Source organism: Amycolatopsis sp. cmx-4-61, assembly GCF_046548775.1.
Lineage (GTDB): Bacteria > Actinomycetota > Actinomycetes > Mycobacteriales > Pseudonocardiaceae > Amycolatopsis.
On sequence record NZ_JAEBEI010000009.1, the window covers coordinates 129,767 to 154,481 of the forward strand.

The following is a 24,715-nucleotide window of genomic DNA, read 5'->3' on the forward strand; positions in this document are numbered from 1 at the left end:
ACCGCACCAGCACACCCCGGTCACCGTTGCGATTGTGCGATCCGCGCGGGCAAGCCGACGGAGGACGTTACCGAAGTCGCCGGGTGTTGAGGTCGTCGACCGGCGGCGCCGCGACCAGGACTCTCAGCGCTGAATCGCTGCGACCCGCTCTCGCAACTGGGCCGTCAGGCGTTTCGCCGTGTCGTTGAGGATGCCTTCCGCGCCGGTCGGGTCGTCGGCTGGCCGAGCGGCCAGCAACTCCAGCAGGTTGGCCAGGGCGACGGTTTCGGTGCGGCTGAGTTCGACCTGCATGAGACCGTCTGGCGCGTAGCTTTCGCTGGCCAGGTGCGCGGCGAAGTCCCGGCGACGTTCCGGAGTCAGCTCGGCAAGGTTCATGATCCGGAGCGTAGTCAACGGCGGACTGTTCGGCGCTGCTCGTCGCGTTCGGGCGATGATTTCCTCGTCGGCGTCACCGGAAGATGTTGCCGAAGGCGCCGGTATTGACCGTGGTGGCAAGGTCGAGCATGGCGTCGATCCCGGTTTCGTCGCAGCGGCCGACCAGCTCGAGGACCGGGGAGCCAGCCGGCTGGTCGATGACCAGTTCCCAGCCGATGTCGATGTGGACGGTGATCGCGAGCGGGCGTGGCTCATACGCGCCCCAGGCCGGGGTGGTGTCGGTGCGGGGCAGCGGCACGTAGAGCACGTCCCGGGCGGTGGTGATGCCGCGCTCGCCCAGCCGCGTGGCCACGACGTCCAGCAGCGCGGTCGCCTCCTCCGGGGTTGACGGGCGTGGTTCGCGGACTCCGCGGGTGGCCATCTCCAGGGCGACGACGGCGAGCCGCTCGGCCCACTCCCCGCCTGGGTAGTTGCCGCCCATGTCGGTGCCGCGTTCGGCCGCTGTGACGCACCAGGCGTGAAGCAGGTCGCCGGCGTCGTCGAGCACCGGCCTGGTGGCCAGCGAGGTCCGGTAGCGTCGGTCGACTCGTTCCACCACGTTGCGGGCGATGGGCATGGCGTTGGGCGAGGTGGTCATGAATGCTCACGCTCCTGCGGCGTCGACGTCCGGCTCGGGCTGGAAGGCCAGCCTGTCGAACTGCTGCCCGGTGCGGTGCGCGGCCCGCCGTGCCTGGTCGAGTGCCTGCTGCAGTTCGCGGCCGTGATCGAGCGCCTCGGCGAGCACCTCATCCCCGAACGCGTCGGACATCCGCTTGCGCACGAGCGCGAGCCCGGTCTCGCCCAGGAGCTCGGTCAGCTCCGGCGACGCGGTGAAGTTCGTGAGCATGGTTGAAGTCCTCGTCGATGTTCCTGGGGCAGAGGGCGACATGGTCGAGCATGGCATGCGACCGGTCGGCGGTGTTTCTCATCCGGCTGGTCGCCATGACCTGTCTACTCGGCGTGCGGGGCGACGGCGCCGCTGATGACGGGCAGGTCGTAGTGCTCGTGGTGGTTGACCGAGCAGTTTCCGGCCTGGACGTCGCGGACGACGCCGCCGGAGCCGCTGACCCTCCGGGTGTAGGTGTGCGAGGGCGGCCGACCGCTTCCCGTGCAGGCCTGCGGTTTCTGGGGCATGGCTCAGTTGCCCCGCTTGCGGTCGACGCTCCGCTTGGTGGCACCGCGCAAAGCCGCGGCGCGGAAGCTGGTGTCGTCGGGGTCCAGCTGCTCGGTGGCGTTGTTGACGATCCGCTCGGCGTTGGCCGCGGCGCCGGGGGGCGCCGCGTCGAGGGCCGCGGCGAGCGCGTTGGCGAAGTCGTCGGCGCTGATGCTGACCATGGGAACCTCCTGGTGTCGATTTCATCGGAATGCTGCGGGTGTTCGGCATGCGGGGTGCGGTCTCACAGATCCCGCAAGACTTGTCGGAGCCGGTGGGGGCCGGTGGAGCTGTTCCACCAGGCGTCACGCCGCTGCGGGCGGGCACGGCTGTCCGGTGGACGCCATTTCCGGAGCAGCCCGCGTAGTCGCGTCCGCCGGTCGGGTCAGCGGGATGCGTGCCGAAGCGCAGGTTGTCGACGGCGGACGCGGCAGTGCGGCTCATTCGCCGTCGTCGCTGAAGAGCCGGATACGACCGGAGGGGCACGGGGTGCCGTCCCGTAGGTGTCGTCGTAGGCGTGTTCGGCGGGGATCACGACGTCGCGCCACCGCTCGCGCTCCGCGCGGTCGAGCGTGAGGTCGCTGGCCGGCACGCAGTTGACGAAGTGCTCGCCGGCGCCGCCGGGCAGGTTCTGACCTCGGGGGCCGCTGTAGGACGGGCCCTCTTCGATGACCCACGGTCCGCTTGGGTTGGGCGTCGCCATGGTCGTCGGCTGGTCCGCGCCGAGCAGGACAGCCATGGCGACGACGGCGGGCACGACCTTCATTCGGCGTGATCTCCTCGGTCGGGATGCGGATGCGTGCTTGTCGGCGGGCGCGAGGCCCGGCCAGACGGTGGGGGATTTCCGTTCCGGCCGGGCCTCGCTCGCAGGGCTGGCGGCGTGGGGAGGTGCCGCAGCCGGAGCCATGGCGGGGTCGAGCCGCCGGGGAGGCGGAGACGGCTCGACCCCGGGAGAGGCCAGGTGCGCTCGCGCAGCGGGATGCGCGCTCGGGGTTGCGCTCGACTGGCCTGCGCTGAAGGCGGGGCCGGGCAGGCGGGGAAGTCCCTGCCCGACCCCGCAGGATCGGCAGAGGCGCCCGGTTGGCGCTCGACTGCGGCCGATCCGGCTGGGTGCCCGGCCGGTTCGTCGTCCTCCGCCGCGTCGGCGAGACTGGCGAACCGGCCGGAAGTCCGGAGCTAGCCCGCAGGCTGCCGTTGCTGGCGTTCGGCGGCCGTCGGTCCCTCGCCCTGGTTCCACCACGGGGTCTCGTGCTCATGCCCGTCGTTGAACCGCTGTCCGACGACGTATCGGCCGCTGGTGACGGCTTCGACGAACCGGTCGATGTTGCCCTGCTGGCTGGCCATCCGGTGGTCCCTGCCTCTCGCCTGGGCGCTCCTGCCTTACCAACCATACAAACCGTACCAACCTTACGCAAGAGTTTCGTTGGGTTAGTAAGGTTGGTAAGATCCCGCGCATGATCACGAAGACCGTCGAGGAAGTCCGCACCGGCTGGGGACCCCTGGTCGAAGCGGTTCTCGCCTCCGATAGCCCCGAAGGTGCGGGCGACCATGAAGTCGTCGCCATCACCCGCACCCGCGGCCGCCCGGCTGACCGGGTCCAGGCCGGCGAGATCGTGGGGGTCCTCGTGCCGTTCGGGTGGTACACGTCCATCCCGGCTGACCAGCGGCCCGCCGAGAACGACGTCCGCTTGATGAAGAGCAGCGATGTCCGCAACGGCCTGCGCGAGGTGCTACTGGCCACCGCTCGCGGCGCGCACACTGCGATCTCGCTCTACGGCAAGTCAGGCGCCGTCCTCGTCCCCGACGACTGGTACCAGCAGTACGCGAGCTGACGCCCGGCCAGCACGAAACGCCGCCGAGTGGCCCCTGAACCTTCGCGTTCGGGGGCCACTCGACTGTCTGGGCAACCTTTCCTCAGCCCCATCCCGACGGTTGCACGGTTGGTATGGTTTGCGCGGTTGGTAAGGTAAGGGTGGAAGGGAGCGGCGTGAACGACTGGGGAGCAGGCGCAGCGAGAGCCGGGCCGAGGACGCCGGCCGGGAGGCCCTGCCGCTCGCGGCCGCCGAGGCCGTGCTCGGCTACGAAGCATTCGGCGCCGTCGCAGGCAAGCTGTTCCGCGCCGAGCGGGCCGGCACCGACCGCGCCAAGGTCCTCGCCGCTCGTGCAGAACCAGCTCGACGACAGCGTCTTCGTCGCGAACGCCGACCACCCGGCCGGGTTCCTCGCCTCCCACATCCGCCACTGACCGGGAGCGCGGGGGGACTCAGGTCATGCGCGCTCGCACGCTGCTCCTGCTCGCCGCGAGCGTCGTCGCAGCCGGCATCACGGCGACCACCCGGCCAGACCTGCGTCGGTCGCCGACGCGCCACCACCGCGAAGCCGACGCAGGCGAGCTGACACTCCGCCACCACGACCTCGAGCCTGTCGATCTCCTTCCGGCCGCCGGTGCAAAACGCCCCGGACGTCGAGGTGAAGGCGATGTGTGACAAGAGCGGCTACGCCTATCGGACCGAGCCGAATACTGCACCGGCCCGCGCCGAGGAGATGTGCTCGAACCTGCCGCGCAGCCTCAAGGACGTCGGCTGGGTAGCCCGCACCACCGCACCGATCCGCACGAGCTCGAGAGGGAACTACCCGTGACGACCAGTCCGACCGCCGGACCGAACACCAACGGCGCCACCCCGGCCGCGGCGGACGCCGCGCCGGACACGCAGGACGTCGACCTGGCGGCGACCGCAGCGAAGCTCGCCGAGACCGACGCCGCCGCATTCCGCTCCGAAGGCCCGCGCACCGACACCAAAGTCACCGCGCTGCTGTCCCTGCTGGCCGCCCTGATCGGCACCACCGGTGTCCTCGGCACGATCGGCACCACCTACTCACGCCAGTCCGGCGCGATCGTGGCCGCCGTCCTGCTCAGCGTCGCGGCAGCGGTGCTGGGCGTCGGCTTCGTCCTGATCGTGCTGGTCATCCTGCCCAAGCTTCGCCGCCGTGACGGCGCGCTCGGCACGCTCGTCGAGGTCGCCGAGCTGACCGACCCGGCCGCGGCCCGCGCTTACTACCTGACCAAGGCCACCGATCCGTTGGAGCACCACGCCGCCGGCGCGTGGCTGCACGCCGGGCTGGTTGTCGGTCGCTACTCGCGGATCCGCCTCGCCGGCCTGGTCCTGCTCGCCGGGATCGTGCTCGGCCTTCTCGGCGGCCTGGCCTACAGAAGGGGGTGGTGACCGCGATCAGCCTGCTGAAGCGACTTCCTGTACCAGGCACGGACGTACCGCTGACCACCGTTCCGTCGGGTCCTCGGCGGCCCCGGCTTACCCCTCCCGCCGCCCCCGGTGGCGGGGCACAGACCCAGACCACGCCATTATCGGGAGGACGATGCTCGAAGCACGGCGCGCGACGTGGGCCGGGACCACCGGCACCACCCGAATGAGCAATCAGCCCGGAAAGCAGATGTTCCTTGACCACATCACCAAGTCACCGACATGGCGGTCCGCCGCTGCCGAACTTCTCCAACGCCCCGTTTGGGCAATCGGGTACGACCCGTGCCAAGACGTTGTCATCGCTGTTCGGGGCGGTCGAGGCGGAGTGCGAGCAGTGCACGGAACAGCTGGTGGCGGAGGTCGCCGCCGATCCGCTGATGACCTGCCACCTGCTGGCAACGTCGTACTTGGCGTTGAAGAAGACCGGTCAGCGATTCGATGGGGCGGGCCTGTCGGAACTGGTGAAGCAGTACCACTCCACCGCGGTGGCGGCGTGGGCGACGTTGGACCACGACCTGTTCGGGGACGTCTACCGCCTGGTCACGACGATTGAGGACGCGGATGCCCGGCGGGTGAAGGTAGTGCGCGACACCTCGGGCATGTGGGTGCGCCTCACGGCCCTGGGCGTGCTGGACGGAGCCGCTGGCGATGCCGGCTCGGAGGGCGACATCCCGCGAAGGTGATAGCCGGAGTTGACGGTGGGACTCGGGAGTCGAACGAACGCCCTTGCGGCTGTCGTGCTCACGCGCGATCGGGGGGTGCCCGCTCGCCCAGGGCCACATGTTGACGGCGTCGATCAGGATCTGCGGATCCAGGCTCGCCTCCCCTTGCCCGGTGCGAGAGGATCGAAGCCCGACGGCGAGCGAAAGGACCATGCCGGCAGATGAATGACCTCGAGCAGCTTCGCCGCCGTCGCGCCGAACTCGACGCGGAGATCGGCCGCTGCGAACGCGCGCAGGTCGACGCCCAGAACGAACGGCTCGAAGCCCTGAGCGACGCGGTGTTCCGGTTCGGCGAGCAACTGCGCGAGCAGCAGAAACGAACGGCGACCGCCGAGCTCGTGTCCGCCACCGTGCCCGTCGACATCACCGACGACGGCATCACGATCAACGGCACGGTGACCGTGAAGGTCGAGGAGAGCAGCACCGACCGCACCGGCTTCCTCGTCGTGTCCGACACGACGGGCATGAACTGCAGGTTCGAAGCCGACGCCCTGCCGACCGAGGCGGGCCTGCTCGGACTCATCACCGGCCAGCTCCAGGCCGAGGTCGAGGCCGACGCAACGCGTTGACGGCCGCCGCGGCGCGCCACGGCGATCGAGGAGTCCGCAACCGCCGTGCTTGCCACGCACCGAACAAAAGGTCGGATACGGTCGCTCCGTTGACGCGGGCGAGGGTGGTGATGAAGTACGTGTCGCTGACCATGCGTCTGGCCCGTGGTGAACTGGCCCGCTGGTGCGCCGAGCACTGGGCCGGTGCTCCGGAGCTGACCGGTGACCTGCACCGCCGGTACTGCGCCCTTGGACAGCCGCGGCCGGTGCGCCCGGTCGCCGGTGCTGGCACGGGGATCGCCGCGGCGTTCACCCTGCGACTCGGCTTGTTGGCCGAGGGCGCCGCTCCGGCCTCCGCGCTGCTCGGCCCGGTGCGCGTCGGCCTAGCCAAGCCACGCTGGGCCGAGCAGGCGGCCGGGTTGTTCGGCCCGTCGCGGCTGCCCGCCACGGTTGCAGACCGGTTCTCCCCGTACCGGCGGCGAGTACGAAATCCGCCCGCCCCGCTCGGTGACCTTGCCGAGCACGAGACGGTGCTGACCGAGTTCGTCACGCGGACTGGGAGGTTCTTGGCCGAGCACGCCCCGCCCGGCGCGCTGGGCAACCCGGGCGCGGAGACGGTGCTGGCCCGCGTCTGCTGGGTGCTCGCCGGCTGGGAGACCGGCTTCCGCACCGGCCGGATGCCCGAGCGGCTTGCTGCGGTGCATGCCCATCCCGGCTACACCGTCGACGACCTGCGCGCCGCCGCTCCCGAGCCCGTCGTGGCCGAGCTCGTGGAACTCGCGCGAGCGTTGCATGTCAGCGGCACACTCGCCGGCTGGCGAGGCGACGCCCCGGGCCGCCCGATCGCGGCCGAGCCGCTCGGCGTCGCCGGCCCGGTCATCCTGCCCCGCTGGGCCGAAGCCGACCTCCTGGTCGGCTCGACCCTGTGGGACGTCGTGACGGCCGCTTGGCCGGACAACCCCGACGTCGTCACCCGGGCGTTGTGGCGGTTGCTGGCGTGCGCCTGGCTGGATACCCGCGACGTGTATGGGATTCGCTCGGTGGGGATCTACCTTGCCCGCCATGGTGTCGCCGCGTCCTGGGGCTGACGGCCTTCTGCTCCACGATGTTCGGAGGCACCGGCCGCGGAGGCACCGCCTGGGAGGCGTTCCTCGACATCGCCGGGCGCCTGTCCAGCGCCGATGGCGCCGAACCGATTCCGCCCTGGGGGCCGCGCGAGCGGGTCCTCTACGCCAGGTGATCGCCCTGGGGCAGCCGAGCTGCACCGGCACCGGCCTGGGCACCCCGCCGCCCATCTTCGTACCCAGTGCCGCGCCAACGCCACCTGTTCACGCTGATCAGCAACACCTGCAGGAGGGCATCGGCAACCTGGTGATACTGGTCATCGCACCACGGTGCCACCGGACGGGCCCGAGCCCCGAAAACTTTCTGGTCGGTGGACGGCTCTGTCGGAGCTATCAGGTAGACAGAGTTTCGTTCCTTCACCACGGAGTACGACGAGCATGATCACGATGACCGACCGGCGCGGGCTGACATACGCGACGGACCACATCCTCGGGGCGATCGAGACGACGCTGGAACCGGTGCGCGCGATCGCGGCGGCCGCGCAGCTGCAGCTGGCACCCATGGTGGCGGCCGCGGAGGCGGTCGAGGCCGCGCTGTACCCGCAGCGGCTCATGGTGGAGACGATCGCCGCCACCGCGACGCAGGTCCTGCCGACGCGGTACCTGCAGGCCGTCGTGCCGGTGCTGCCCGCGTTCCAGGTGTGGACGCCCGTGGCGCCGGTCCTGGCCGCCACGCCGCTGATCGAGGTCGCCGATCACTGGCGCGCGCTGATAGCCGACCTCCTCCGCCCGGCAGTGCGGTTCGCCGGCGAGGTCGCGCAGTGGATGTACGCGGCGTTGATCGAGGGGGCCGAGCGCGCGCACGCCGTGCTGTGCACCGACCCCGACGTCCGCCGCCGCCAGGCCGCGGTCGAGGAGTTCGCGGTGCATTGGATCGGGGTGGGCAAGCAGACCTCGCTGCGGCGCGCGGCGATCCTCGAGGCCGCCGAAGACGTGCTGCTCTCGGCGTGCTGGCGCGCACCGGCGGCGAATGGGGTGGACCTCACCCTCGGGTCCCGCTTGCGGTCGCAGGTGCACCGCGAGGCGCGGCGGCACCGGCCGATCTGGGAGAACCAGGTTCAGGGTCACGCGATCGATCAGCTCGATCGCGTCGCCGGCCGCGGTGACCAGGACGAGTCGATCACCCTTGCCGAGCGGCTGGCCGACCCGCGCAACCAGTACGTGATGCTGGAGGGCGGCTTGGACGCGCAGCGGCGGCTGCGGCCCGTGCTGCAGCTGCTCAAACCCGAGCACCGGCTGGTCGTCCTGCAGCACGCGCACGACGACGGCCTCACCTGGCAGGAAGCGGCCGTGCGCGCCGGACTGCCGCCCGAGGCGGGGGAGCGGGCTCGACGCCGGGTGCGCCGGCTCACCCGCGAGCTGCAACGCCGCCGGCTCCCGTAGCCGACCCAATCTGCGGCCGGTCAGGCCGAAGGCCGCGGCGGAAGCCGGCGTCGGATTGTCCGGACGGCCGGACTGGGCTGATTGCTGTGCGGGCTGGTGCGATCCGCTGTCACCGCGCCCGGGTGGGCTGCCAGGGTCGAATCGGACCGACGACCGCGCTGGGCGTTCCCAGATGGATACGCGCCACCAGGGCCTGACCAGGGCGTCGTCGGTCCCCGAGCTCTTACCGAGCTGGGAGGCGAAGAAGCGCTGACGAGGTGACACCCGAAGATGCACGTCCCATCAGGTCCTCCGTCCCGATACGACCAGGTCCTGCGGCTAACAGGTCCCGATGAGTTCGGCTGCACGCTCCAGACCAGTGAAGAAGTGCGCCTTGTGCTCGTTCTTCAGTCGACAACCGATTTCCCGAGCGATGTTCAGCTTTCCGCGCCGCGAGCTTTAAAGGACCTCCGCTGCACTTGGCTGTACAAAAGCTGGACGATCTCGGACACCCCGGCGCTGACCTGGGCGATCTCGGGCGTTGTCGTGATTGTCGCGCGAACAATGGACAAAACGCGGCCGCCTCGGACACCGCCGGACCGGCCTGACAACCCGATCACGGACAACGCAGGGCCCGATCATGGGCGAAACCGGGCAGGATGTTCGGCACGTGCGTGCACACCCGCTGGCTACGGGACGCACAAGATCAAAACCGCTCCAGACCAGAGAACTGCAGAAGAAGTGAGGCACGATGCCTGACGTCCCCGTCCCCGCCTCGCCGGATACGCCGGCCGAGATCCAGACCGTGGTCCCGGCCCCGCTGGCCGAGATCCTCCCGCCGACCGCCAACCTGCTGCCGGCCATCCCGGAAGAACGGCCCCCGACCGACGTGCCCCCGGTGCCCGGGGTGCCGTGGTGGTTCTGGCCGCTGGGGTTCCTGGTCGTGTTCGGGGTCGACGCGGCCCTGGTGCTCGCCCTGGTCGCCCAGCAGCAGAACCTCGCGGTCGCCGCCGGTGTCCCCGGCGCGCTGACCCTCGTCTCGCTCGGCGTGCTGCGCGCGCTCGCCGGCCACATGGGCCGTCGAGGCTGAGGGGGCAGAGCCATGGGACGCAAGAGCAAGCCGATCAAGGACACCGGCCCGATCGGTCAGTTCGCGCAGCGGCTGCGAGACCGCCAGGACGCCGTCCGGCCCCGGCCGGCCCTGCGCGTGATGGCCCAGGACGTCTTCTGCTCGCACTCGGTGCTCGCCGACGCCTGCGCCGGGAAGAAGCTGCCCACCGAGGACGTGGTCGTGGCGTTCGTGACGGCCTTGGGCGCCGACCCCGAGGAGATCGAGCAGTGGAAGGCCGACCGGCTGCAGGTGGCCAAGGTCGTCGGGCGGCTGCGACGCAAGCTCGGCGACGCCGACGTCGTCGTCCCGACACACTCGCCGACCGGCAAGCCGATCCGGCCGGGCCGGCTGCGACCGGTGCAGGTTGAGCTGGCCGCGCCGGATGCGTGTGTGCCCGACCCGGACGCGGCGCAGACCTTCGAGGACCTCAAGTACGGGCTGCGGGTCCTGCGGATCGCGGTCGGCAACCCGAGCCTGCGGGTGCTGGCCGCGCACATGGACAAGATGGACTTCGTCGACAGGATGGGCGTGAGCACGCTGGGCGACCTGTTCAACGGCAAGCGCACGCCCACCTACGACACCTTCGACGCCACGGTGCGCGGCCTGATCGACTTCGGTCTCGTCAACCACCGGTTCCGTGGCAAGACGCAGGCCGATCGGCCGGCATGGGCGCGGACGGCGCCGTGGATGGAGGCGTGGCGGCGGGCGGAGTACAACCGCGTCCGCCCGGATCGCATGCGCCGCACCGGCAACAACAACCTCTACCTGATGTCCGGGGACCAGGACATCAGCCCGACCACGAGTGTCTTCGCGGCGATGAACCCGCCGGTGGCCGCCGCGCTGCTGATCGGCATGGCGCCGGAGGAGACGGCGAGGGTGCTGGAGGACCTGCCGACCGACAAGAGCCGGGCGCTCATCCGCGAGATGGAGAAGCTGGCCGGCAAGGCCGCCGTGGACGCCGAAGGCGCCATCACCAAGGCCGACGTCGACCGCCTGGCGGACGCTGTAGGCGACGGGACCGTGGTGGCGATGAACGCGGATCGACGCCGGCAGCCGGGGGGTCCCGGCCCGGGGCGCTGAGCCGGGGCAGCGTGCTCTGTTCGACCGGGTCGGCGGGGTGTGGCGTTCGTCGACCCGCCCGCGGGTGGGTCGTCCGGGGGAGAGGGGTCCGGCGTCGCACCCGACCCGTACAGTCCGGTCGCTGCGCGCGGTCATCAGGGACCCGAGTCGTCGTCGGCGCTGGGCACGACCGACAGGCGGAATGCCTTCCCTCCATCCAGGGGGTCGAGTGCCAACCGGTACAGCCTGTTCGTGGAGTCGCCGTAGGCGTCCTGCTCCAGATCCTCCGGCGTCAGCTCGATGGCCCCGTCGAGCTTGACCAGGACGGCCAGCAGGACCGCTTGGCTGAACTCCGGGTTGTAGTCCAGGACATGGACCGGCCAGTCGCTAGTCATCGTCTCCCGTGCCTGGACTCACCCCGGGAGCCAACTCGGTACCCGGGTCCGCAGCGGGCGCATCGCCACAGGCAGGGGGTATGCCGGAGCCGACGACCGCGGGCTCCCGGGCGAGGTAGTCGAGGAATTCGGCGACATCCGTGTCCGAGATCAGCTTCTCTTGCCGGCCAAGGCGGAGACCGTCCTCCAGCGCGGCGCGTTCGTGCGCGCCGAGCTGGGGTGGCGCGCCGGACGCCTTGTTGGCCAACAGCGTGGCGAGGTATTGCGGGACATGGACGATCCCGGCCTCCTCACGGAACCGCGCTATCGCCTTCCCGATCCAGTCGCGCAGGCCGAGGCCGTCTTTCTGCGGGTCGAGCACCCGCTCGTCGCGGCCGAGCTTGGCGATGATGTTCTGCACGGTCGTTTGCGAGCGCTGGATCCGCTCGCCGACGTCGCGGTGGGTGTCACCCCACTTGGCCTGACGCCGTACTGCCTCGTCGCTCTGGCCGGTCAGCTGCGCGATCCACGTGGTCAGCGTGACGAGCGCCGTGCGTTCCTCGTCCCGCAGCTGCTCGCGGCGCGCCCGGAAGTACTCCTCGGTGTCGTGCAGCACGATGTGCCGGTTGACGTAGCCGTCGGTCGGCTCGCCGACGTAGCGCTGGTACAGGCCTGCTGCGACGTCCCGCTCGAGCTGCCCGGCCAGCTCGACCAGCTGTGCGTCGGTGGTGTCGGCGGTCAGCCCGCTCGGCTGACTGTCCTCGCCGAACCACGCCCCGGCGTCCATGCCGGTCACCACGTCCTGCGCGGGAACCTCGCCGGCGAGGTGCTCGGCGATCGCCTCCGAGGCAGTCCGGGCGTCCTCGTCGAGCACGCCGGCGTCGTGGTCGCCGTCCGGGGCGACGCTGGCGCCGTCGAGCACCCGCTGCGCCAGCGGCGCGATCGCCTCCAGCATCCGGTTCGCCGCGGCCGCGGTCAGGCATGGCATCGGCCACCACCGCCGCACGCCACGCTGGACCTCCAGCGGTTCGACGCCGTCGATCACCAAGGCGTTGCGGGCAGTAAGCCGGCCATCGGTGAGGTCGAGCTCGGCCACGCACCCCCGCGGCCGGGCGTGATCCGGGTCGTAGCGGAGCAGCACGACCGGATCGGCCTCGTCCAGCCCCGCGATCCCTACCTCAGGCATGGCAACTATCTTGCCAGCCCCTCCGGGTCTGGCCCGCTGGCAAATAAATTTGCCAGGCTTCATCCGAAGGGTGTGTCGGGCTTCCTGCCGGTCACTTCGGCCGACGCACCGCCACGGAGTAGGCGCCGATGATCCGGTCGCCGGTCAGCCGGTGAAACGCCAGCTGCTGCGCGACGGCCTGCTCCTCCCGCCACAGGTGCTGGCCCTGTGTCAGGGCGGTCGCGAACGCGACGATCGCGGTCTTGAACTCCGCGAGCTTGGCCGGGGTGATGACCCGCATCTCCGGAACGGCGATGGCTCTCGCGTCGTACACGTCGACCGGGTGAACCATGACCGGCACCGCGGCGACGCCCCCGTTCGCCTCAGTGTTCCATTGCACTCCGCCGCGCAGCTGGTCGGCGTCCTTCTTCGCGATGCCGGTGCAGGTCAGTTCGACGCCGGTCTTCAGCTCGATCACCGCGTTCCGGGCCGGAGTGAGCGTCCACAGGTTGTCCGGGCCGGTGCCGTAGAGCCGTTCCGGCCGGGTGCTGCCGAATCCCAGGTGCAGCCCCAGCTTCGCCCAGGCGGCTTCGGCTTGCTCGGTGCGTTCCTCGTCCCAGACGATCTCGTCGAGCACCGCGCGGACCCCGAGCAGCAGCGCCGTGCTGTCGCCGTAGGTCGCGCCCAGGTGCTCCGCGGCCGCGCGGGCCTGCACGGCCGCGGGGCGGGACGGGCGGACGTCGACGCCGACGGCCGGGCGCAGCACCATCGCGTTGTCCCGGATCGCGGCGCCGAGCTGCTGCTGGGCCAGGGCAGGGTCGGTGAAATGCAGGTAGCCGGCCTTCTGCTCGCGGACCCAGCCGCGCAGCGCGGGATCGGTGATGCCGTTGATCGCGGTCTGCAGCCGGTCCGCGGCCTGGGGGGTCTGCCCGGCGACGGCGAGGTCGAAGGCGTCGCGGGCGGCGACCGCCTCGGGCCGGACGGCGCCGACGTTGCGATAGCGCACCGAGGCCAGCGCGAACCGGCTGCGTTGCACCCACTGCGGGTCGCGGTCCAGGCAGACCGACAGGGCGCTGCGGATCCCGCCGGAGCCCTGGCCGTAGAGCTGCAGAGCGACATCGCGGCTGAGCACCAGCTGCGCGCGGGTGGCCGGGGAGAACAACTCCAGCCAGGCACTGTCGTGCACCGCCATGGCCAAGCCAGCGCCGAGCAGCAGTACCGCGCAGTGGTCCCCGACGTCGCGGACACCGCGGCCCATGCCCTGTTCGATGCGCTGGGCGTCGCGGGCGCGGCGGGTGGGGCTGTCGATCAGCGCGGCGGCCTCGCGGCGGTCGGCGGCCGACATCGGCCGGGGGATGCCGTCGATGACCAGCATCTCGCACGCGGGGCCCGGCAGGTCGATGCCGTCGTACTTGTTGACCAGGACCACCAGGCCGACGTGCCCGGCGCGCAGCTCGGCGACGCCGGCTTCGAGGTCCTTGATGTAGTGGATGCGGTCGGCCAGCCCCCGCCACAGCGCGGCTTGCGCGCCGCTGGGCACGAGCACCACGACGTTGACCGGCCGGGTTTCCGGGATGCCGTCGCCGTCGCGGTCGCCGAGGGAGAACTGCTTGGCCAGCGTCCGGACGGCGTCGTCGCTGAGGTTCGGGTTGAGCTGGACCGGCGCGAGCACCAGGCGGTCGCCGAGGTCGGCTGCGCTGCCGGGGGTGACGACGTGCTCGAGGTTCTTCGGGTCGGCCTTGAGGTTGGTGACCAGCACGCTGTCGTCGGACAGGGTCGCGGTGAGGTAGACCCGCCGCCGGGCGCCGACGAACGAGGGGATCTTGTCGATCGGCGGGCACGGTGGCTGGATCTCGATGCCGCGCCTGCTGACCATCACCGTGCACAGCTGCAGGCAGTCGGCGATCAGCGGCCACGCGAACTTGAACTCCTCGTCCCGCGCGGCCCCGAAGGGGTAGAGGATCTTCCAGACCTCGTCGAGCTTGTTCGCCCACGCCCAGAAGGGCACCCGCACCGCCGCGGTGACGTCGCCTTCGGTGATGTCGAAGGTCGCCTTGCGGTTCTGCTCCTTCAAGTCGTCGGCGAACAGGTCGAACAGCGGATAGAACGCCTCGTGCCCGATCGGGATGGTGAGCCGGAACTGCCCCTCGGTCGTGGCGAGCGCGGCGTGCGCGTCGTCGACGACCACGACGCCGAGGTCGACCGGGGTACGCCAGCCGCCGGCGACGCCGAAGACCGACTGGCCGTTGATCAGCTTCTGGAACGTGGTGACCAGGATGGCGCGGCCGGCCAGGAAGCTCGGATCATCGTGCCGCTCGGACGTCGGCAGCCCCAGCCGGACCGCTTCCTCCCGCACCCGCGCCGCGAGGTAGGTGTCGGGGGCGAGGTAGACCGCCTTCCCGACGCCCTCGTTGAGGGTGCTCTGCGCGATCAGCAGGCCCACCACCGTCTTGCCACCGCCGGTGTTCTGCTTGATCACCACGTCGCGGTCGTCCTTGCGGGCGAACCAGCCCTCCAGCACCTCGCCCTGTTCCTGGCGCAGGTAGGAGAACGGCTTGTTCGGCAGCGCCGCGAAGATGTCGCGCGGCTGCACGAGCAGCTGCGGGCTGGACGAGCCGATCCGGTTCCAGTCCAACGGCACGAGAGCGTCCTTTCGCCAGGGCAAGATGTCGAGATTACCGGGAGCGGTGCGGTCACCGGCCGGCTGCACCTGCTGTTGCCGCCTCGGCAAAGATGGTCTGAACAGCGAAAACGATCACGGCCCGTCTGGGCTGTTCACGATCGAGCGCCAGGGCCAGCCGAAACGAGCGGGGTCGGGCGAGATCAGCCGGCGACGTCCAGCTCGTCGGCACCTCGGATCAGCTCGATCAACGAGCGCAGATCCGTCTCGCTTGCGAACCCCTGCCCCGTGCGGAACGCGAACCGCACCGTGTCCGCCGCCCGGGGCGCGGCGGTGGTGGTGTCCGCTTCCGCAGGCGTCGGGATCAGCTCGCCGGCCTCGTCGATGAAGGCGCCCTGGTGGGCCTTCCAGACCACGTTGGTGAACGGGAACAGGACGAACATGTCGCCGGAGAGGTAGCCAGGCTGGTCGATCGCGGGCAGCTCGACGCCCGTGGCCAGGCTTGCCCGGAAGAACCCGCGATAGCGTTTTCTCTTGTAGCACCGGAGAAAACGCTCGTCTCCGTCGAGCGTCGTGACGAGCCGCTGCCCGCCACAGTGGGCATCGACCAGCGCGGCGAAGTGCAGGTACAGCCGAGTGAGCTCGCGGCCTGGAGGGGTACGGATCCGCCAGCCGCACCACACCGCGACCGCCATGACGACGACCGCCGCGATCCCGATGATCGCCTGGCCGGCCGCGACGGCGCCCACCGCACCCAGGACGGTCAGCAGCAGCAGTCCGGCTAGCACCGCCCGCCGGCATTGCCAGAAGTACGCGGCCAGGCACCGGCCGACGGTTCGCATCGTCACCCGCTGATTGTCCGCTCGGCGCGCCCTACCGCCGCCATCCGAGCGTGGCTCCGGCGCCGCCGCGGATGCGAATCACCGGCTCCAGCGCCGGCGGAGCGCGCGCTGCACCCAGGGGAGGGCGAGGTCGAGATCCGTCATCCACGGGCCCTGCTGGAGCGCCCTGACCAGAGCGGCGGCGATGACGAGGGTGAGGGCCGGGCCCAGCAGCAGGACGCCGACCGGCGTCGAGGGCCAGTTCAGCGACACGAGAAACTGCCACAGCAGCGGCTGCGGGAGCGTGCCGATCGTCCTCTGCCATTCGGGGTCACGGCGGCGAGATGCCCCGAGGGTGAACGCGAAGCGGTCGGCCAGCACGAAGGCCGCGGCGAGCGAGCCGAAGTAGGCGAGGTTCACCCAGGTAAGGATCGGCGCCGGGGCGGCGGGGATGAACTGGCCGGGGGACCACACCGCCGATGCCGCGATCTGCAGCGCGAGCGAGGGTGCCAAGCACAGGATCCGCACGACGCGGCGCCGGCGGCGGGCGATCCGCAGCAGGTCGTCGAACGCCCACACGTACAGATTGCCCTTGATCGTTTCGCTGGTCATCCGCCGACAGCCCCCTTCCTGTCCACGATGGCCGAGATCCAGCCGTCCTGTCCAGCGGATCACCGCGTGAACAGGGAGAACGGCCCTCCGTCGCGGTGGCGAGCACACCACCCGGGTGCCCCCGGCTGCCCGCTGCGCGGACAGGCCCACCGGGGGCACCCGCGCGGACCGGTGCGGGCCGCGTTCCGTTTCGTCACCGCGCCCAGGAGGTACGGCCGATGCCCGGCTCGTCCATCTCGATGTTCCCGTCCGGCCCGCTTGCCGCAGACAGGCGTGCTGCCACCGACCCGCATGAACGGCACTGGCTTGCGCTCGCGTTCGCCACCCGCCTGGTGCGGGCGCCGTTCCCGACCGCGCATGCCATCGAACTCGACGTCAACCTGTTCGCCGTCGGCGAAGCGGCGCCGGACCTGGTGCGCGTCGTCGACCGGCGCGGGCGCAGGCTGTGGGATCTGCTGCAGTGGTTCGACGACGATGTCGCCTGGACCACGGCAGAGGGCCGGGACTGGGACGAGGTGCGCGGCGAGATCGCCGGCGAGCTCGACGAGGTCTTCTACCACCTCGGATTTCCAGGCGCCGGTGTCCCGCGCGGCGGGTGCCGCGGCCGCTGCTGACCTACCGGCGGGTGCTCACCGAGCCGGACGTGCTCACCGGCCAGTGGCGCTACGTTCCGCGGTTGTCTGCCGATGCCGACCACCTCGCGCTGCGGGGCTGCAAACCTGCTCCGGTTCCGGGCTGCTTCCCACCACTGCGGCGCGGGCGTGCGGCTGTGTCTGCCGGTACGACCCCGCCACGGGTGCAATAGCGCTGTGAACAAGGCGGACACAGACCACGGCCCCGGCAACCAAAGGGGGAAATGGCTGCCGGGGCCGTGATTGTGGTGCCGCCAGATGGTCAAGGCAGGGCCGGTCCGGCCGCGTCGTTGTCGGTGCGCGGCGGGCGGGTCATGTCGAAGGCGGTGAACAGGCCCACCAGGTCGTCCCAGATGTGGCGGCGCAGCAAGCCGCCGTACTCGGTGACGGTGCAGCCGTCCGGGCCCTGGGCGTAGCGGGCGAAGGCGCCGGTGCCCGAGCAGGTCCAGGTGTGCACGACGGTGCCGAGGCCGTGCTCGCCGCGCCGGCCTTCGACCTCGTAGACCAGCTCGGGGAACTGCTCGGCGACCAGCATTCGGGCGGCGGGGTCGCCGACCGAGAGCAGGTAGACCGCGCGACGGGCGGGCAGCACGCCGGTGAAGTCGCGCAGCAGCGCGATCACGGCGTCGAGGTGGTCGGAGTGCACGTCCTCGGTCAGGTTGCGCAGGACGGCCCGCGCGTGCAGTTCCTCGTGCCGCTCCGCCCCAGCGTGTCGCTGCTCGGCCGCGTCGTCGAGGACGGGGGCGGTTTCCAAGGTCTGGGGCATCGCGGTTGTTCCTCCAGCTGTCGGACGGGTGTTCTCTCGGTCGGTCAGCGCTGCTTCGCTGTCCGGCCGGGGTGCGTGGGCCGGTGTCGGCCCGCGGCGTCGGGGGTGTTCACGAGACGAGTTCCTGCTGCTGGGGTCGGCTGAGCCGGTAGATGCAGGCCAGTACGTCGAGATCTCGGCTCCGGCCGAGCTGTACGTCGCCGGGGGAGGTGATCCACCGTGCAGGGCCTTCCGCGGTGGTCGATGGCGGCAGCGGAATGCCGACAGGAACGCGGTGCACGCCCGGCGGCATCGTTACCGGCACGCTGGTCCGCGCGACGACGAACAGCGCTTCGGCGGGCAGCCCCGGCAGCTGCAGCAGCGGCGCCTGCATGTCGGTGCGCGCCAGGCACGTCTGGACCTGCTCGGCGAGGTCGGCCGGGACGCTCAGGACGGTGACGTCGTCGTCGTTGTCTGAGTCGGCGACGAGCATCAGCCGGCCGTCGAACTCCTCGACCGGCCAGCCCAGCACCTGGTAGTAGCGGTCCCAGCCGTTCCAGGTGTCGATGTCGGTGTCCGCGCCTGAGGGCGGAAGCGCTTTCTGCGTTTCCGCCTGGGCGGGCAGCACGGTCAGCTGGCAGGCGACGCAGGGCGCGCCGAGCGGGGTGTCGAGCTCGTCGCCGAACTCCAACGCCCACCAGGAGAACTCGGCGCCGCACTGGGAGAGCAGCCGAGGGCCGACCTGGTCGCCGGGCTCGAAGGTGAACAGGTGCGTCACCCGCAAGCTTTCGCCCAGTCCTCGGGCCGGGCGGAGCCGTGCGGCCAGCAGGATCCAGTCTTGCCAGGCCTGGTTGACCACCCACGAGATCCGGGCGGCGGAGTCCTGGCGGATCCAGCGGCTGAGCTGCTCGGCCGCGGCGGCGGGAGATCCGGAAGGAACGAGCTGGTCTGCGCCGTCCACGCGACCGCTGAGGACGAACACGTGCGGGTCGTCCGCGTGTCGGTGCTGGCCCATCACGACCCCCGGGTCTGGTGGATGGCGGCTCCGGCCCGTCGGGGGCAAGGTCGGAGCCGCCATCGGCTTGGTGCCAGGACCGGAGATCCGAGGGGGGAGGAGACCTCTGGCCCTGGCAGACTACGGTTCTCACCGGGCTTGACCTGCGGGTCTTGTGCCCATCGGGAACTTCAGTAACGTTACTTCGTGAACTTTACTGCGGGAACCGCGCGTTCGGGTGAACCTTGAGTTGGACTCTTGCCCACCCGGATGTCGACATGAGCCACGTGTGCGCGTTAGGAGAGGCTGGCGATATGCCCCTGGAACAGTCACCGGCGATCATGCGCCGCTGGGTTAGGTCGCAGCTGCGGTCCCGCCGCGAAGCCGTCGACTTGGATCAGAAGGACGCCGCCACTGCACTGGGCTCCGCGCCATCGCGGGTCAGCCACCTCGAATCCGGCCGGAACCTGCCGGACCTGCCCAGCCTGAAAGTGCTGTTCAGCCTGTACAAGTGCCCTGGCGACGTCGACTCGTTCTGGGACACGATCAAGAAGATCAAGGCCGCCGAGAAAGCCTCGGGCAAAGACCGGGTCCAGCTCGCCAGCGACAAGGACCCGAGCGACTTCGACGTGTTCGTCACCCTGGAGGACGGCGCCGCAGAGAAGCATTCGGCCGACCTGATCGTGCTCAACGGCCTGGCGCAGGTCGCGGGATACATCGAGCCGCTCCTGCGGTTCTACGACCCAACCGCAACCGAAGACGAGATCCGGCAGCGGTGCGAGCTGCGGTTGCAGCGGCAGAACTCGGTCACTCGCACCCATCAGCCGCTGGCGTTGCTGATGTTCGCTCCTGAACATCTGCTGATCGAGCGGATCGGTGGCGTGGGTGGCCCTGAGGTCATGCGCCGACAGCTGGAACATCTGCTTGAGCTCATGACCCTGCCGCACGTCGACTTTCGGGTGCTCAGCCATGAGGCGCGAGCGCGGCAAGCAACGGCTTCCGCCGAGCAGCCGGCCGCCAAGCAGGACGGTGGGCACCGGGCCGTGCACGGCCCGTTCGAGATTTTGAAGTTCGGGATCTCCGAAGACCCTGGCTGCGTCTACATCGACACAGCTCCCAAGGGCATCTTCTACGAGAAGGTGGCCGAGATCACCCAGTACGAGGGCATCATCGGGCGGCTCGATGCCGTGGCCTCGCCAAAGGCAGAATCAAGGGTCCTGATCGAGCGACATCGGAAGGATCTTATGTGAACGATGCTGACGAGCTGGCCGGCGCGAAATGGAGGAAGGCCAGCTTCAGCGGCTCCTCTGGAGGCTGCGTCGAACTCGCCAAGCTGTCCACGGGCGGCGCAGCGCGCGACTCGAAGAACCCTGAAGGCGGCGCTCTCCGCACAGGCATTGAGGGCATGCGGGGCCTGATCCTCAGCGCGAAGAGCGGAGTTCTCCGCCCTTAAGTACCGGCAATCGAAGCACGACAGCGAGTGCCCCGGACCACGAACTGGGCGGTCCGGGGCACTCGCATACCCGGCGCCGGCCGATCTCGTTGGCAGGCCAGCCGACGCCAACGCCGTCGCTCAGGCCGCGACCGCCGCGACGTCCTGCGGGTGCAGCGGACGCGGAAACGCGCCACGCCAGGCACGGGTGAGCAGGTCGCAGGCATCGGTCCCAGCCCTCGACTGTGCCGAGCAGGTCCTGCGCGGCCAGCGCGAGGAGACGAGCCGCCAGTGCAGCAGGCCCGGTGAACACGGACCGAATCCGACCGACCAATGCCACGGCCATCAAGATGCCCCGACGTACATGCCGGGGACCTGCTGGAAGTTCGGCTCCGGCACTCCCGTGCGCGGCGCGGGCACCGGGTCATCGTTGTTGTGTGGCGGCTCCGGCCCCACCGCCCCCGCTGTGTCGGGCCAAGGGCAACCGTCAGCGGGGCGTGGACTGGGCAAATTAGCAGGCCAGGCCGTCGCGGACCAGGCGACCGCTACGCGGTCGGCGCAAGCGCCGCTCCTGGCCCGCGACGGCCTTGGGCCTGCTGCCCGCTCCGGGTCCACGCTCACGCTGACCAGGAGCTTCCGCATGTCTGAGACCGGTCCCACCCCTGCTCGTTCGCACAATACCGTCGACGACGTCCCCACTGACAGCGCTGGCGAGGAGACCGCCAGCCCGAGCACCGAGTTGACCACCAGCACCGCCAGGGCTGTCGGCAGCGGTGGCGACGAGACCGCCTTGGAAGGCGAGCTGCTCACCGAGGAGGAGTATCGGCGCAGCCGGGCACGGCGGGTGGTGGCGGTAGCGGTCGCTAGGTTGCCGCCGCAGTGGCAGAGCGCCGCAACCGCCCGCCACGCCGGCGTCCGGCTGGCGGGCGCGGTCGCCAGGGCGCCGATCCGCTACTTGCTTGCTGTTGCCCGTGGTGTGGCGGTGTCGGCGCGAGCGTGGTGGGCGTGGCTGCGGGTGGAGGAGTCCTTCGCCGCGGCGAAGGACGCGGACAAGCTCGCCGACCGGTTCGCCGAGATCCACTCCCACCGGGTCCGCCGCCGCTGGTGGACCCTCGGCATCGTCACAATGAGCGCCGGCGGGCTGATCGCGGTGGAGCTGATCTACGGGCCGCTGGTGTGGTGGCTGGCCGCCGCCGGGGCGTCGGTGGCGTTCACGGTCGCTGGGCGGCGCAAGGACGGCTCCCCGGGGCGCAAGAACGTCTTCCCTAGCAACCGCACCCTCGCCTGGACCATCAACGGAGACGTGCTGGTGGAGGCGTTCCAGGCGGCGAAGGTGATCGGCCCGAAGGACGGCTTGGCGTTCTTCACCCGCCCTGCCCGCGAAGGCGAAGGATGGGCGGTGATCGTCGACCTCCCCGCCGGGCGCAAGGCGTCCTCGGCGATCGCGGCGCGCGAGTCGCTGGCTAGTGCCCTCGGCGTCGACGAGACCCAGCTGATCCTGGAACGGGTCCGGGGCGCCGGCGGGCACGCCGGGCGGCTGGCCTGCTGGGTCGCCGACCGAGACCCGCTGGCCGAGCCGCCGCTGCGCTCCGCGCTGGAGAATTTGCCCGAGCTGTCCATCTGGGACGGGGTGACGATCGGGAAGACCGCGCGCGGCCGGGCGGTGACGGTGGCGTTCTGCTGGACGGCGTGGCTGATCGCTGGGCTCCCGCGCTACGGCAAGTCGAACCTGCTCCGGCTGTTCCTGGTCGCGGCGTGCCTGGACCCGCACACCCGGATCTACGCGGTGGATCTCAAGGACGGCGCGGACTTCAACCCGCTCCGGCCGGTGGCGCACCGGATGCTGATCGCTTCCGCCGAAGGCGCGGAGACCGAGCAGACGCTGTTGCGGCTGCTGGCGTTGCTGATCGAGCTGGAGACCGAGGTCCTGGACCGCTACAAGCGGTTCAAGACCATGCCCGAGGCCGACGTCCCGGAAGGCAAGATCACCCGCGCGCTGTGCGAGACGGGAATGCCGTGGCTGGTGCTGGCCATCGACGAGTGCCAGCTCGGGTTCGAGGAGCTGGGCAGCGACACCAAGTCGGTGAAGGATCTGCGGCGGGTGATCGTGGACAAGGTGTCCTGGCTGGTCCGCAAGGGACCGGCGGCGGGGGCGACGGTGTTCCTGGCGACGCAGAAGCCGGACCGGGGTTCGATTCCGACCCGGTTGCGGGACAACATCTCCAGCCGCGCGGCGCTGCGGCTGCCGACTCAGCAGTCCAACGACATGGCCCTGGGCACCGGCAAAACCGCCGCCGGGATCGACGCGACGAAGTTTTCCGAACGCCACCGCGGCGCGGCCTGGCTCCTCGCGGACGATCTCTCCGGCGTCGGCGCGTCCGAGGGCGTGATCATCCGGGCGGCGAAGCTGGACCTCGGCCCTGCCCGCGCCGCCGCCGAAACCGGACGCGAACGGCGCGACACGCTCGGGCTGGTGACCGGTGACGCGGCCGGGCAGCGCCCACCAGCCCCGGTCGAGGCGGCGACGCTGACCGAGCTGGTCGCGGCCAGCACCGCCGGCGCCGAACCGGTGGACGCTGAGATCGGCGGCATCGCGGCCGGTCCGATGCCGGAGGTCCTGGATCTGCTGGCCGAGGTCATCGGCGACGACGAGACTGGGATCGTGGCCACCGCCGACCTCGCCGCCCGGATCGGATGGGACCCGAAGACGCTCGGAGAAGCGTTGCGGCGCTTGGAGATCCCCGCACCCCGGCCGTCGCGGCAGCGTGTCGGCGGAAGCAAGCATCCAGTGTCGGTGCAGCACGTGGACGCGATCGTCTCGGCGATCGTTGAGCACGGTGGCGCGAGCAGCTAACGCCGCTGGGTGCCGGGGGCAGCGTGCCGCAGCAAGGGCCGGTTGACCGGACATGACGGTTCGGGCGGGTCGGCACAGCTGTGCGGCCCGGGCCCGTGGCAACGCAGTCTGCGCGTAAAGCGATGACCAGCTGCGATAGCTCGATGTGCGGGTGTGCGTGCCAGTCCTGGAGGTCCGCACGCACCCGGCACAAAATGCTCGGGCAGGCGCCACCTGGATGATCACAGGAACCCGTCGGTGTCGCTCCACAGAACGTTGAGGAGGTCAAGTACCTCATCAACGCCGATCCGCACCACGACGGCCCCGACGAACCTCAAGATGACCCAGCGCTCGCTGGTCACCTCCGGCCGTGAGGTCAGTGGCGGGAAGATGTTGCCGAGGTTGCCGGCGTTGACCGAGGCGGCGAGGTCAAGCATGGCGTCGATCCTGGCCTCCTCGCAGCGCCCACGAGCTCGAGGACTGGCGACGCGGCGGCTGGTCAATGACCGGTTCACAGCCGGTCGCTGGCGATCATGATCGCCAGCGGGCGTGGCACGAACGCGCCCAGGCTGGAGACGTGTCAATGCGGGGAAGCGGCACGTAGAGCACTTTCCTGCTGGCTGGTGGTGATGCCACGCTCGGCCGGCCGCGGCCCGCACGGACCGGCATCCGCCAGCTCGACGGCATGGTGGCTGCGGCGGCGCAGAATCCCGGATCGAGATTTGCGATGTGCCCAGACGACGACCTCGGCCCTCTCCGGAGTCGAAACTCGAACAGCCGCGTCGCCGAGGTGCACTCGATCGCCGCGTTCGTCGACGACCATCTTCGGGTTGCTCGGTGGGCGTCTGAACAGGGCTTCCCGTGTGTAGCTTGCGCGAGCCGCGTTGTCGAGAAGCTAACGGCAGCCACCGACCTCGGCCCCAGAAACCTGACAACATCCGAGGAGTCCACGCGCACTGCCGTGCAACTCTCGTATGGGCGGAACGCGCGCGAGCCGGCCACCCCACCTATGACATGACTGACCCCCTCCCGATCGGCCAACAGCCCCGGAGGCCTGGTGAAACCCACCTCAGCGCCCGCCTGAAACGTTCAGGCTACGACTTCCCCCGTGTCCGCGCTGAAGGTTCGACACACCTCAGACAGGTCATGCATCCCGACGAAAAATGTTGTAAGTTTTCGGGTCATGGACGTCAGCAGCGTTCCGGCCCAGAGCTTCCGCGCGAATCAGGCCTATTACTTCGCAGAGGTAAAGACCGGCGCTCATATCGCGCTAACTCGCTACGGACCGACCGTCGCCGTAGTTCTGCCACCCCGGGACTACCGCCGGGCCATGTCCGCGCTCCGGGCGGTGGCGGGATTCGGCGAGCACGCTGAACAGCAATGGCGCCTGGGAAACCGAGACGTTCAGAAGGTCTCGGCCGCCGTGTTCCGTCGTGACCAGGCGGACTACCTCGATGTGCTGGAGAACGGCGCAACCCATGTCGCAGTCACCCGCTACCAGGACACGCTCGGCGTCGTCCTGCCGTACGCCGACTACGAGTATGCGATGTTCGCCGTGCGAGTGATGGACGGCCTGGCCAAGCTCGCGGAATCGAACGGCCCCCATGACCTGCAAGCCTTCGCTGCCCTGGTCGACCAGGAAATGTCACACCGCGAAGCTCGAGTCGGGCAGCAGCAGCTCCTCCTCTTCAAGGAGGTGGCGCAAGCCTCTTAACGCTTCGGGGCGGCCCCCCG

General features: G+C 70.3%; 30 protein-coding genes. 14 read left to right on the top strand and 16 right to left on the bottom strand.

All coding sequences use genetic code 11. The features are described 5' to 3' along the window. Nucleotides 1-123: 123 nt before the first annotated feature. From ACLJOU_RS25245 to ACLJOU_RS25275, 7 genes are all read right to left on the bottom strand, one after another. Complete coding sequence (locus ACLJOU_RS25245; protein WP_410570483.1) at nucleotides 124-375, bottom strand: hypothetical protein; 252 nt, start codon at nucleotides 373-375, stop codon at nucleotides 124-126. A gap of 73 nt (nucleotides 376-448) precedes the next feature. Next, nucleotides 449-1,012, bottom strand: a complete 564-nt coding sequence (locus ACLJOU_RS25250; protein WP_410570484.1) for a hypothetical protein — start codon at nucleotides 1,010-1,012, stop codon at nucleotides 449-451. Nucleotides 1,013-1,018: 6 nt separating this feature from the next. Beyond that, a complete protein-coding gene (locus ACLJOU_RS25255; RefSeq protein WP_410570486.1) occupies nucleotides 1,019-1,261 on the bottom strand; it encodes a hypothetical protein in 243 nt (80 codons plus the stop codon). Nucleotides 1,262-1,365: 104 nt separating this feature from the next. After that, nucleotides 1,366-1,548 (bottom strand): hypothetical protein, encoded by a 183-nt coding sequence (locus tag ACLJOU_RS25260; RefSeq protein ID WP_410570488.1) that lies wholly within the window; start codon nucleotides 1,546-1,548, stop codon nucleotides 1,366-1,368. 3 nt (nucleotides 1,549-1,551) lie between these two features. Next, nucleotides 1,552-1,749 (bottom strand): hypothetical protein, encoded by a 198-nt coding sequence (locus ACLJOU_RS25265; protein ID WP_410570490.1) that lies wholly within the window; start codon nucleotides 1,747-1,749, stop codon nucleotides 1,552-1,554. Nucleotides 1,750-1,952: 203 nt separating this feature from the next. Next, the gene (locus ACLJOU_RS25270) at nucleotides 1,953-2,333 is read right to left on the bottom strand and encodes a hypothetical protein (protein WP_410570491.1); all 381 of its coding nucleotides are present in this window, start codon (nucleotides 2,331-2,333) and stop codon (nucleotides 1,953-1,955) included. A gap of 410 nt (nucleotides 2,334-2,743) precedes the next feature. Further along, nucleotides 2,744-2,911 (bottom strand): hypothetical protein, encoded by a 168-nt coding sequence (locus ACLJOU_RS25275; protein ID WP_410570493.1) that lies wholly within the window; start codon nucleotides 2,909-2,911, stop codon nucleotides 2,744-2,746. Between the two features lie 110 nt (nucleotides 2,912-3,021). On the opposite strand from ACLJOU_RS25275, the gene ACLJOU_RS25280 reads away from it, so the two are divergent. The 9 genes from ACLJOU_RS25280 to ACLJOU_RS25320 all read left to right on the top strand — a co-directional run bounded on the left by ACLJOU_RS25280 (nucleotide 3,022) and on the right by ACLJOU_RS25320 (nucleotide 10,774). After that, entirely contained in the window at nucleotides 3,022-3,399 is a 378-nt protein-coding gene (locus ACLJOU_RS25280; RefSeq protein ID WP_410570494.1) for a hypothetical protein, read from the top strand. 646 nt (nucleotides 3,400-4,045) lie between these two features. Further along, entirely contained in the window at nucleotides 4,046-4,207 is a 162-nt protein-coding gene (locus ACLJOU_RS25285; protein ID WP_410570496.1) for a hypothetical protein, read from the top strand. Next, a complete protein-coding gene (locus ACLJOU_RS25290; RefSeq protein WP_410570497.1) occupies nucleotides 4,204-4,791 on the top strand; it encodes a hypothetical protein in 588 nt (195 codons plus the stop codon). The genes ACLJOU_RS25285 and ACLJOU_RS25290 overlap by 4 nt, the downstream gene beginning before the upstream one ends. Nucleotides 4,792-5,024: 233 nt before the next feature. Then, nucleotides 5,025-5,510, top strand: coding sequence for a hypothetical protein (locus ACLJOU_RS25295; protein WP_410570499.1), 486 nt, complete (start codon nucleotides 5,025-5,027; stop codon nucleotides 5,508-5,510). 200 nt (nucleotides 5,511-5,710) lie between these two features. Continuing rightward, nucleotides 5,711-6,118: a hypothetical protein gene (locus ACLJOU_RS25300; RefSeq protein ID WP_410570500.1), complete on the top strand. Its 408-nt coding sequence runs from the start codon at nucleotides 5,711-5,713 to the stop codon at nucleotides 6,116-6,118. Nucleotides 6,119-6,207: 89 nt separating this feature from the next. Beyond that, nucleotides 6,208-7,185 carry a hypothetical protein gene (locus ACLJOU_RS25305; protein WP_410570501.1) on the top strand — a complete coding sequence of 326 codons (978 nt, stop codon included), beginning with the start codon at nucleotides 6,208-6,210 and terminating at the stop codon, nucleotides 7,183-7,185. A 414-nt stretch (nucleotides 7,186-7,599) separates the two neighbouring features. Next, complete coding sequence (locus ACLJOU_RS25310) at nucleotides 7,600-8,604, top strand: hypothetical protein (protein WP_410570503.1); 1,005 nt, start codon at nucleotides 7,600-7,602, stop codon at nucleotides 8,602-8,604. A gap of 730 nt (nucleotides 8,605-9,334) precedes the next feature. Next, nucleotides 9,335-9,673 carry a hypothetical protein gene (locus tag ACLJOU_RS25315; RefSeq protein WP_410570504.1) on the top strand — a complete coding sequence of 113 codons (339 nt, stop codon included), beginning with the start codon at nucleotides 9,335-9,337 and terminating at the stop codon, nucleotides 9,671-9,673. Between the two features lie 12 nt (nucleotides 9,674-9,685). Further along, entirely contained in the window at nucleotides 9,686-10,774 is a 1,089-nt protein-coding gene (locus ACLJOU_RS25320; protein WP_410570505.1) for a helix-turn-helix domain-containing protein, read from the top strand. Between the two features lie 134 nt (nucleotides 10,775-10,908). Here ACLJOU_RS25320 and ACLJOU_RS25325 read toward each other — a convergent pair whose 3' ends face one another. From ACLJOU_RS25325 to ACLJOU_RS25345, 5 genes are all read right to left on the bottom strand, one after another. Beyond that, nucleotides 10,909-11,148 (bottom strand): hypothetical protein, encoded by a 240-nt coding sequence (locus ACLJOU_RS25325; RefSeq protein WP_410570507.1) that lies wholly within the window; start codon nucleotides 11,146-11,148, stop codon nucleotides 10,909-10,911. Continuing rightward, nucleotides 11,141-12,313: a hypothetical protein gene (locus ACLJOU_RS25330; protein ID WP_410570508.1), complete on the bottom strand. Its 1,173-nt coding sequence runs from the start codon at nucleotides 12,311-12,313 to the stop codon at nucleotides 11,141-11,143. Before ACLJOU_RS25330 ends, ACLJOU_RS25325 begins: the two co-directional genes overlap by 8 nt. Nucleotides 12,314-12,404: 91 nt before the next feature. Then, nucleotides 12,405-14,933: a DEAD/DEAH box helicase gene (locus ACLJOU_RS25335; RefSeq protein ID WP_410570510.1), complete on the bottom strand. Its 2,529-nt coding sequence runs from the start codon at nucleotides 14,931-14,933 to the stop codon at nucleotides 12,405-12,407. A 182-nt stretch (nucleotides 14,934-15,115) separates the two neighbouring features. Then, complete coding sequence (locus tag ACLJOU_RS25340; protein ID WP_410570511.1) at nucleotides 15,116-15,760, bottom strand: hypothetical protein; 645 nt, start codon at nucleotides 15,758-15,760, stop codon at nucleotides 15,116-15,118. Nucleotides 15,761-15,832: 72 nt separating this feature from the next. Then, nucleotides 15,833-16,345: a hypothetical protein gene (locus ACLJOU_RS25345; protein WP_410570513.1), complete on the bottom strand. Its 513-nt coding sequence runs from the start codon at nucleotides 16,343-16,345 to the stop codon at nucleotides 15,833-15,835. A gap of 218 nt (nucleotides 16,346-16,563) precedes the next feature. Here ACLJOU_RS25345 and ACLJOU_RS25350 point away from each other — a divergent pair, with 218 nt between their 5' ends. Continuing rightward, a complete protein-coding gene (locus ACLJOU_RS25350; RefSeq protein ID WP_410570515.1) occupies nucleotides 16,564-16,959 on the top strand; it encodes a hypothetical protein in 396 nt (131 codons plus the stop codon). A 280-nt stretch (nucleotides 16,960-17,239) separates the two neighbouring features. Here the strand turns inward: ACLJOU_RS25350 and ACLJOU_RS25355 are convergent, their stop codons facing one another. Further along, complete coding sequence (locus tag ACLJOU_RS25355; RefSeq protein WP_410570517.1) at nucleotides 17,240-17,743, bottom strand: hypothetical protein; 504 nt, start codon at nucleotides 17,741-17,743, stop codon at nucleotides 17,240-17,242. Nucleotides 17,744-17,852: 109 nt separating this feature from the next. Next, nucleotides 17,853-18,737, bottom strand: coding sequence for a hypothetical protein (locus ACLJOU_RS25360; protein WP_410570519.1), 885 nt, complete (start codon nucleotides 18,735-18,737; stop codon nucleotides 17,853-17,855). Between the two features lie 293 nt (nucleotides 18,738-19,030). Between ACLJOU_RS25360 and ACLJOU_RS25365 the strand changes: the two genes are divergently transcribed. The 3 genes from ACLJOU_RS25365 (at nucleotide 19,031) to ACLJOU_RS25375 (ending at nucleotide 23,002) form a co-directional block, all read left to right on the top strand. Beyond that, nucleotides 19,031-19,966, top strand: coding sequence for a Scr1 family TA system antitoxin-like transcriptional regulator (locus tag ACLJOU_RS25365; protein ID WP_410570521.1), 936 nt, complete (start codon nucleotides 19,031-19,033; stop codon nucleotides 19,964-19,966). Then, nucleotides 19,963-20,169: a DUF397 domain-containing protein gene (locus ACLJOU_RS25370; RefSeq protein WP_410570523.1), complete on the top strand. Its 207-nt coding sequence runs from the start codon at nucleotides 19,963-19,965 to the stop codon at nucleotides 20,167-20,169. The genes ACLJOU_RS25365 and ACLJOU_RS25370 overlap by 4 nt, the downstream gene beginning before the upstream one ends. A gap of 619 nt (nucleotides 20,170-20,788) precedes the next feature. Next, entirely contained in the window at nucleotides 20,789-23,002 is a 2,214-nt protein-coding gene (locus tag ACLJOU_RS25375) for an FtsK/SpoIIIE domain-containing protein (RefSeq protein ID WP_410570524.1), read from the top strand. A gap of 221 nt (nucleotides 23,003-23,223) precedes the next feature. Here ACLJOU_RS25375 and ACLJOU_RS25380 read toward each other — a convergent pair whose 3' ends face one another. Both ACLJOU_RS25380 and ACLJOU_RS25385 read right to left on the bottom strand, forming a co-directional pair. Then, nucleotides 23,224-23,418, bottom strand: coding sequence for a hypothetical protein (locus ACLJOU_RS25380; RefSeq protein WP_410570526.1), 195 nt, complete (start codon nucleotides 23,416-23,418; stop codon nucleotides 23,224-23,226). 143 nt (nucleotides 23,419-23,561) lie between these two features. Further along, nucleotides 23,562-23,804: a hypothetical protein gene (locus tag ACLJOU_RS25385; RefSeq protein WP_410570527.1), complete on the bottom strand. Its 243-nt coding sequence runs from the start codon at nucleotides 23,802-23,804 to the stop codon at nucleotides 23,562-23,564. Nucleotides 23,805-24,164: 360 nt separating this feature from the next. Here ACLJOU_RS25385 and ACLJOU_RS25390 point away from each other — a divergent pair, with 360 nt between their 5' ends. After that, nucleotides 24,165-24,695, top strand: coding sequence for a hypothetical protein (locus tag ACLJOU_RS25390; RefSeq protein WP_410570528.1), 531 nt, complete (start codon nucleotides 24,165-24,167; stop codon nucleotides 24,693-24,695). The last annotated feature ends 20 nt before the right edge of the window (nucleotides 24,696-24,715 follow it).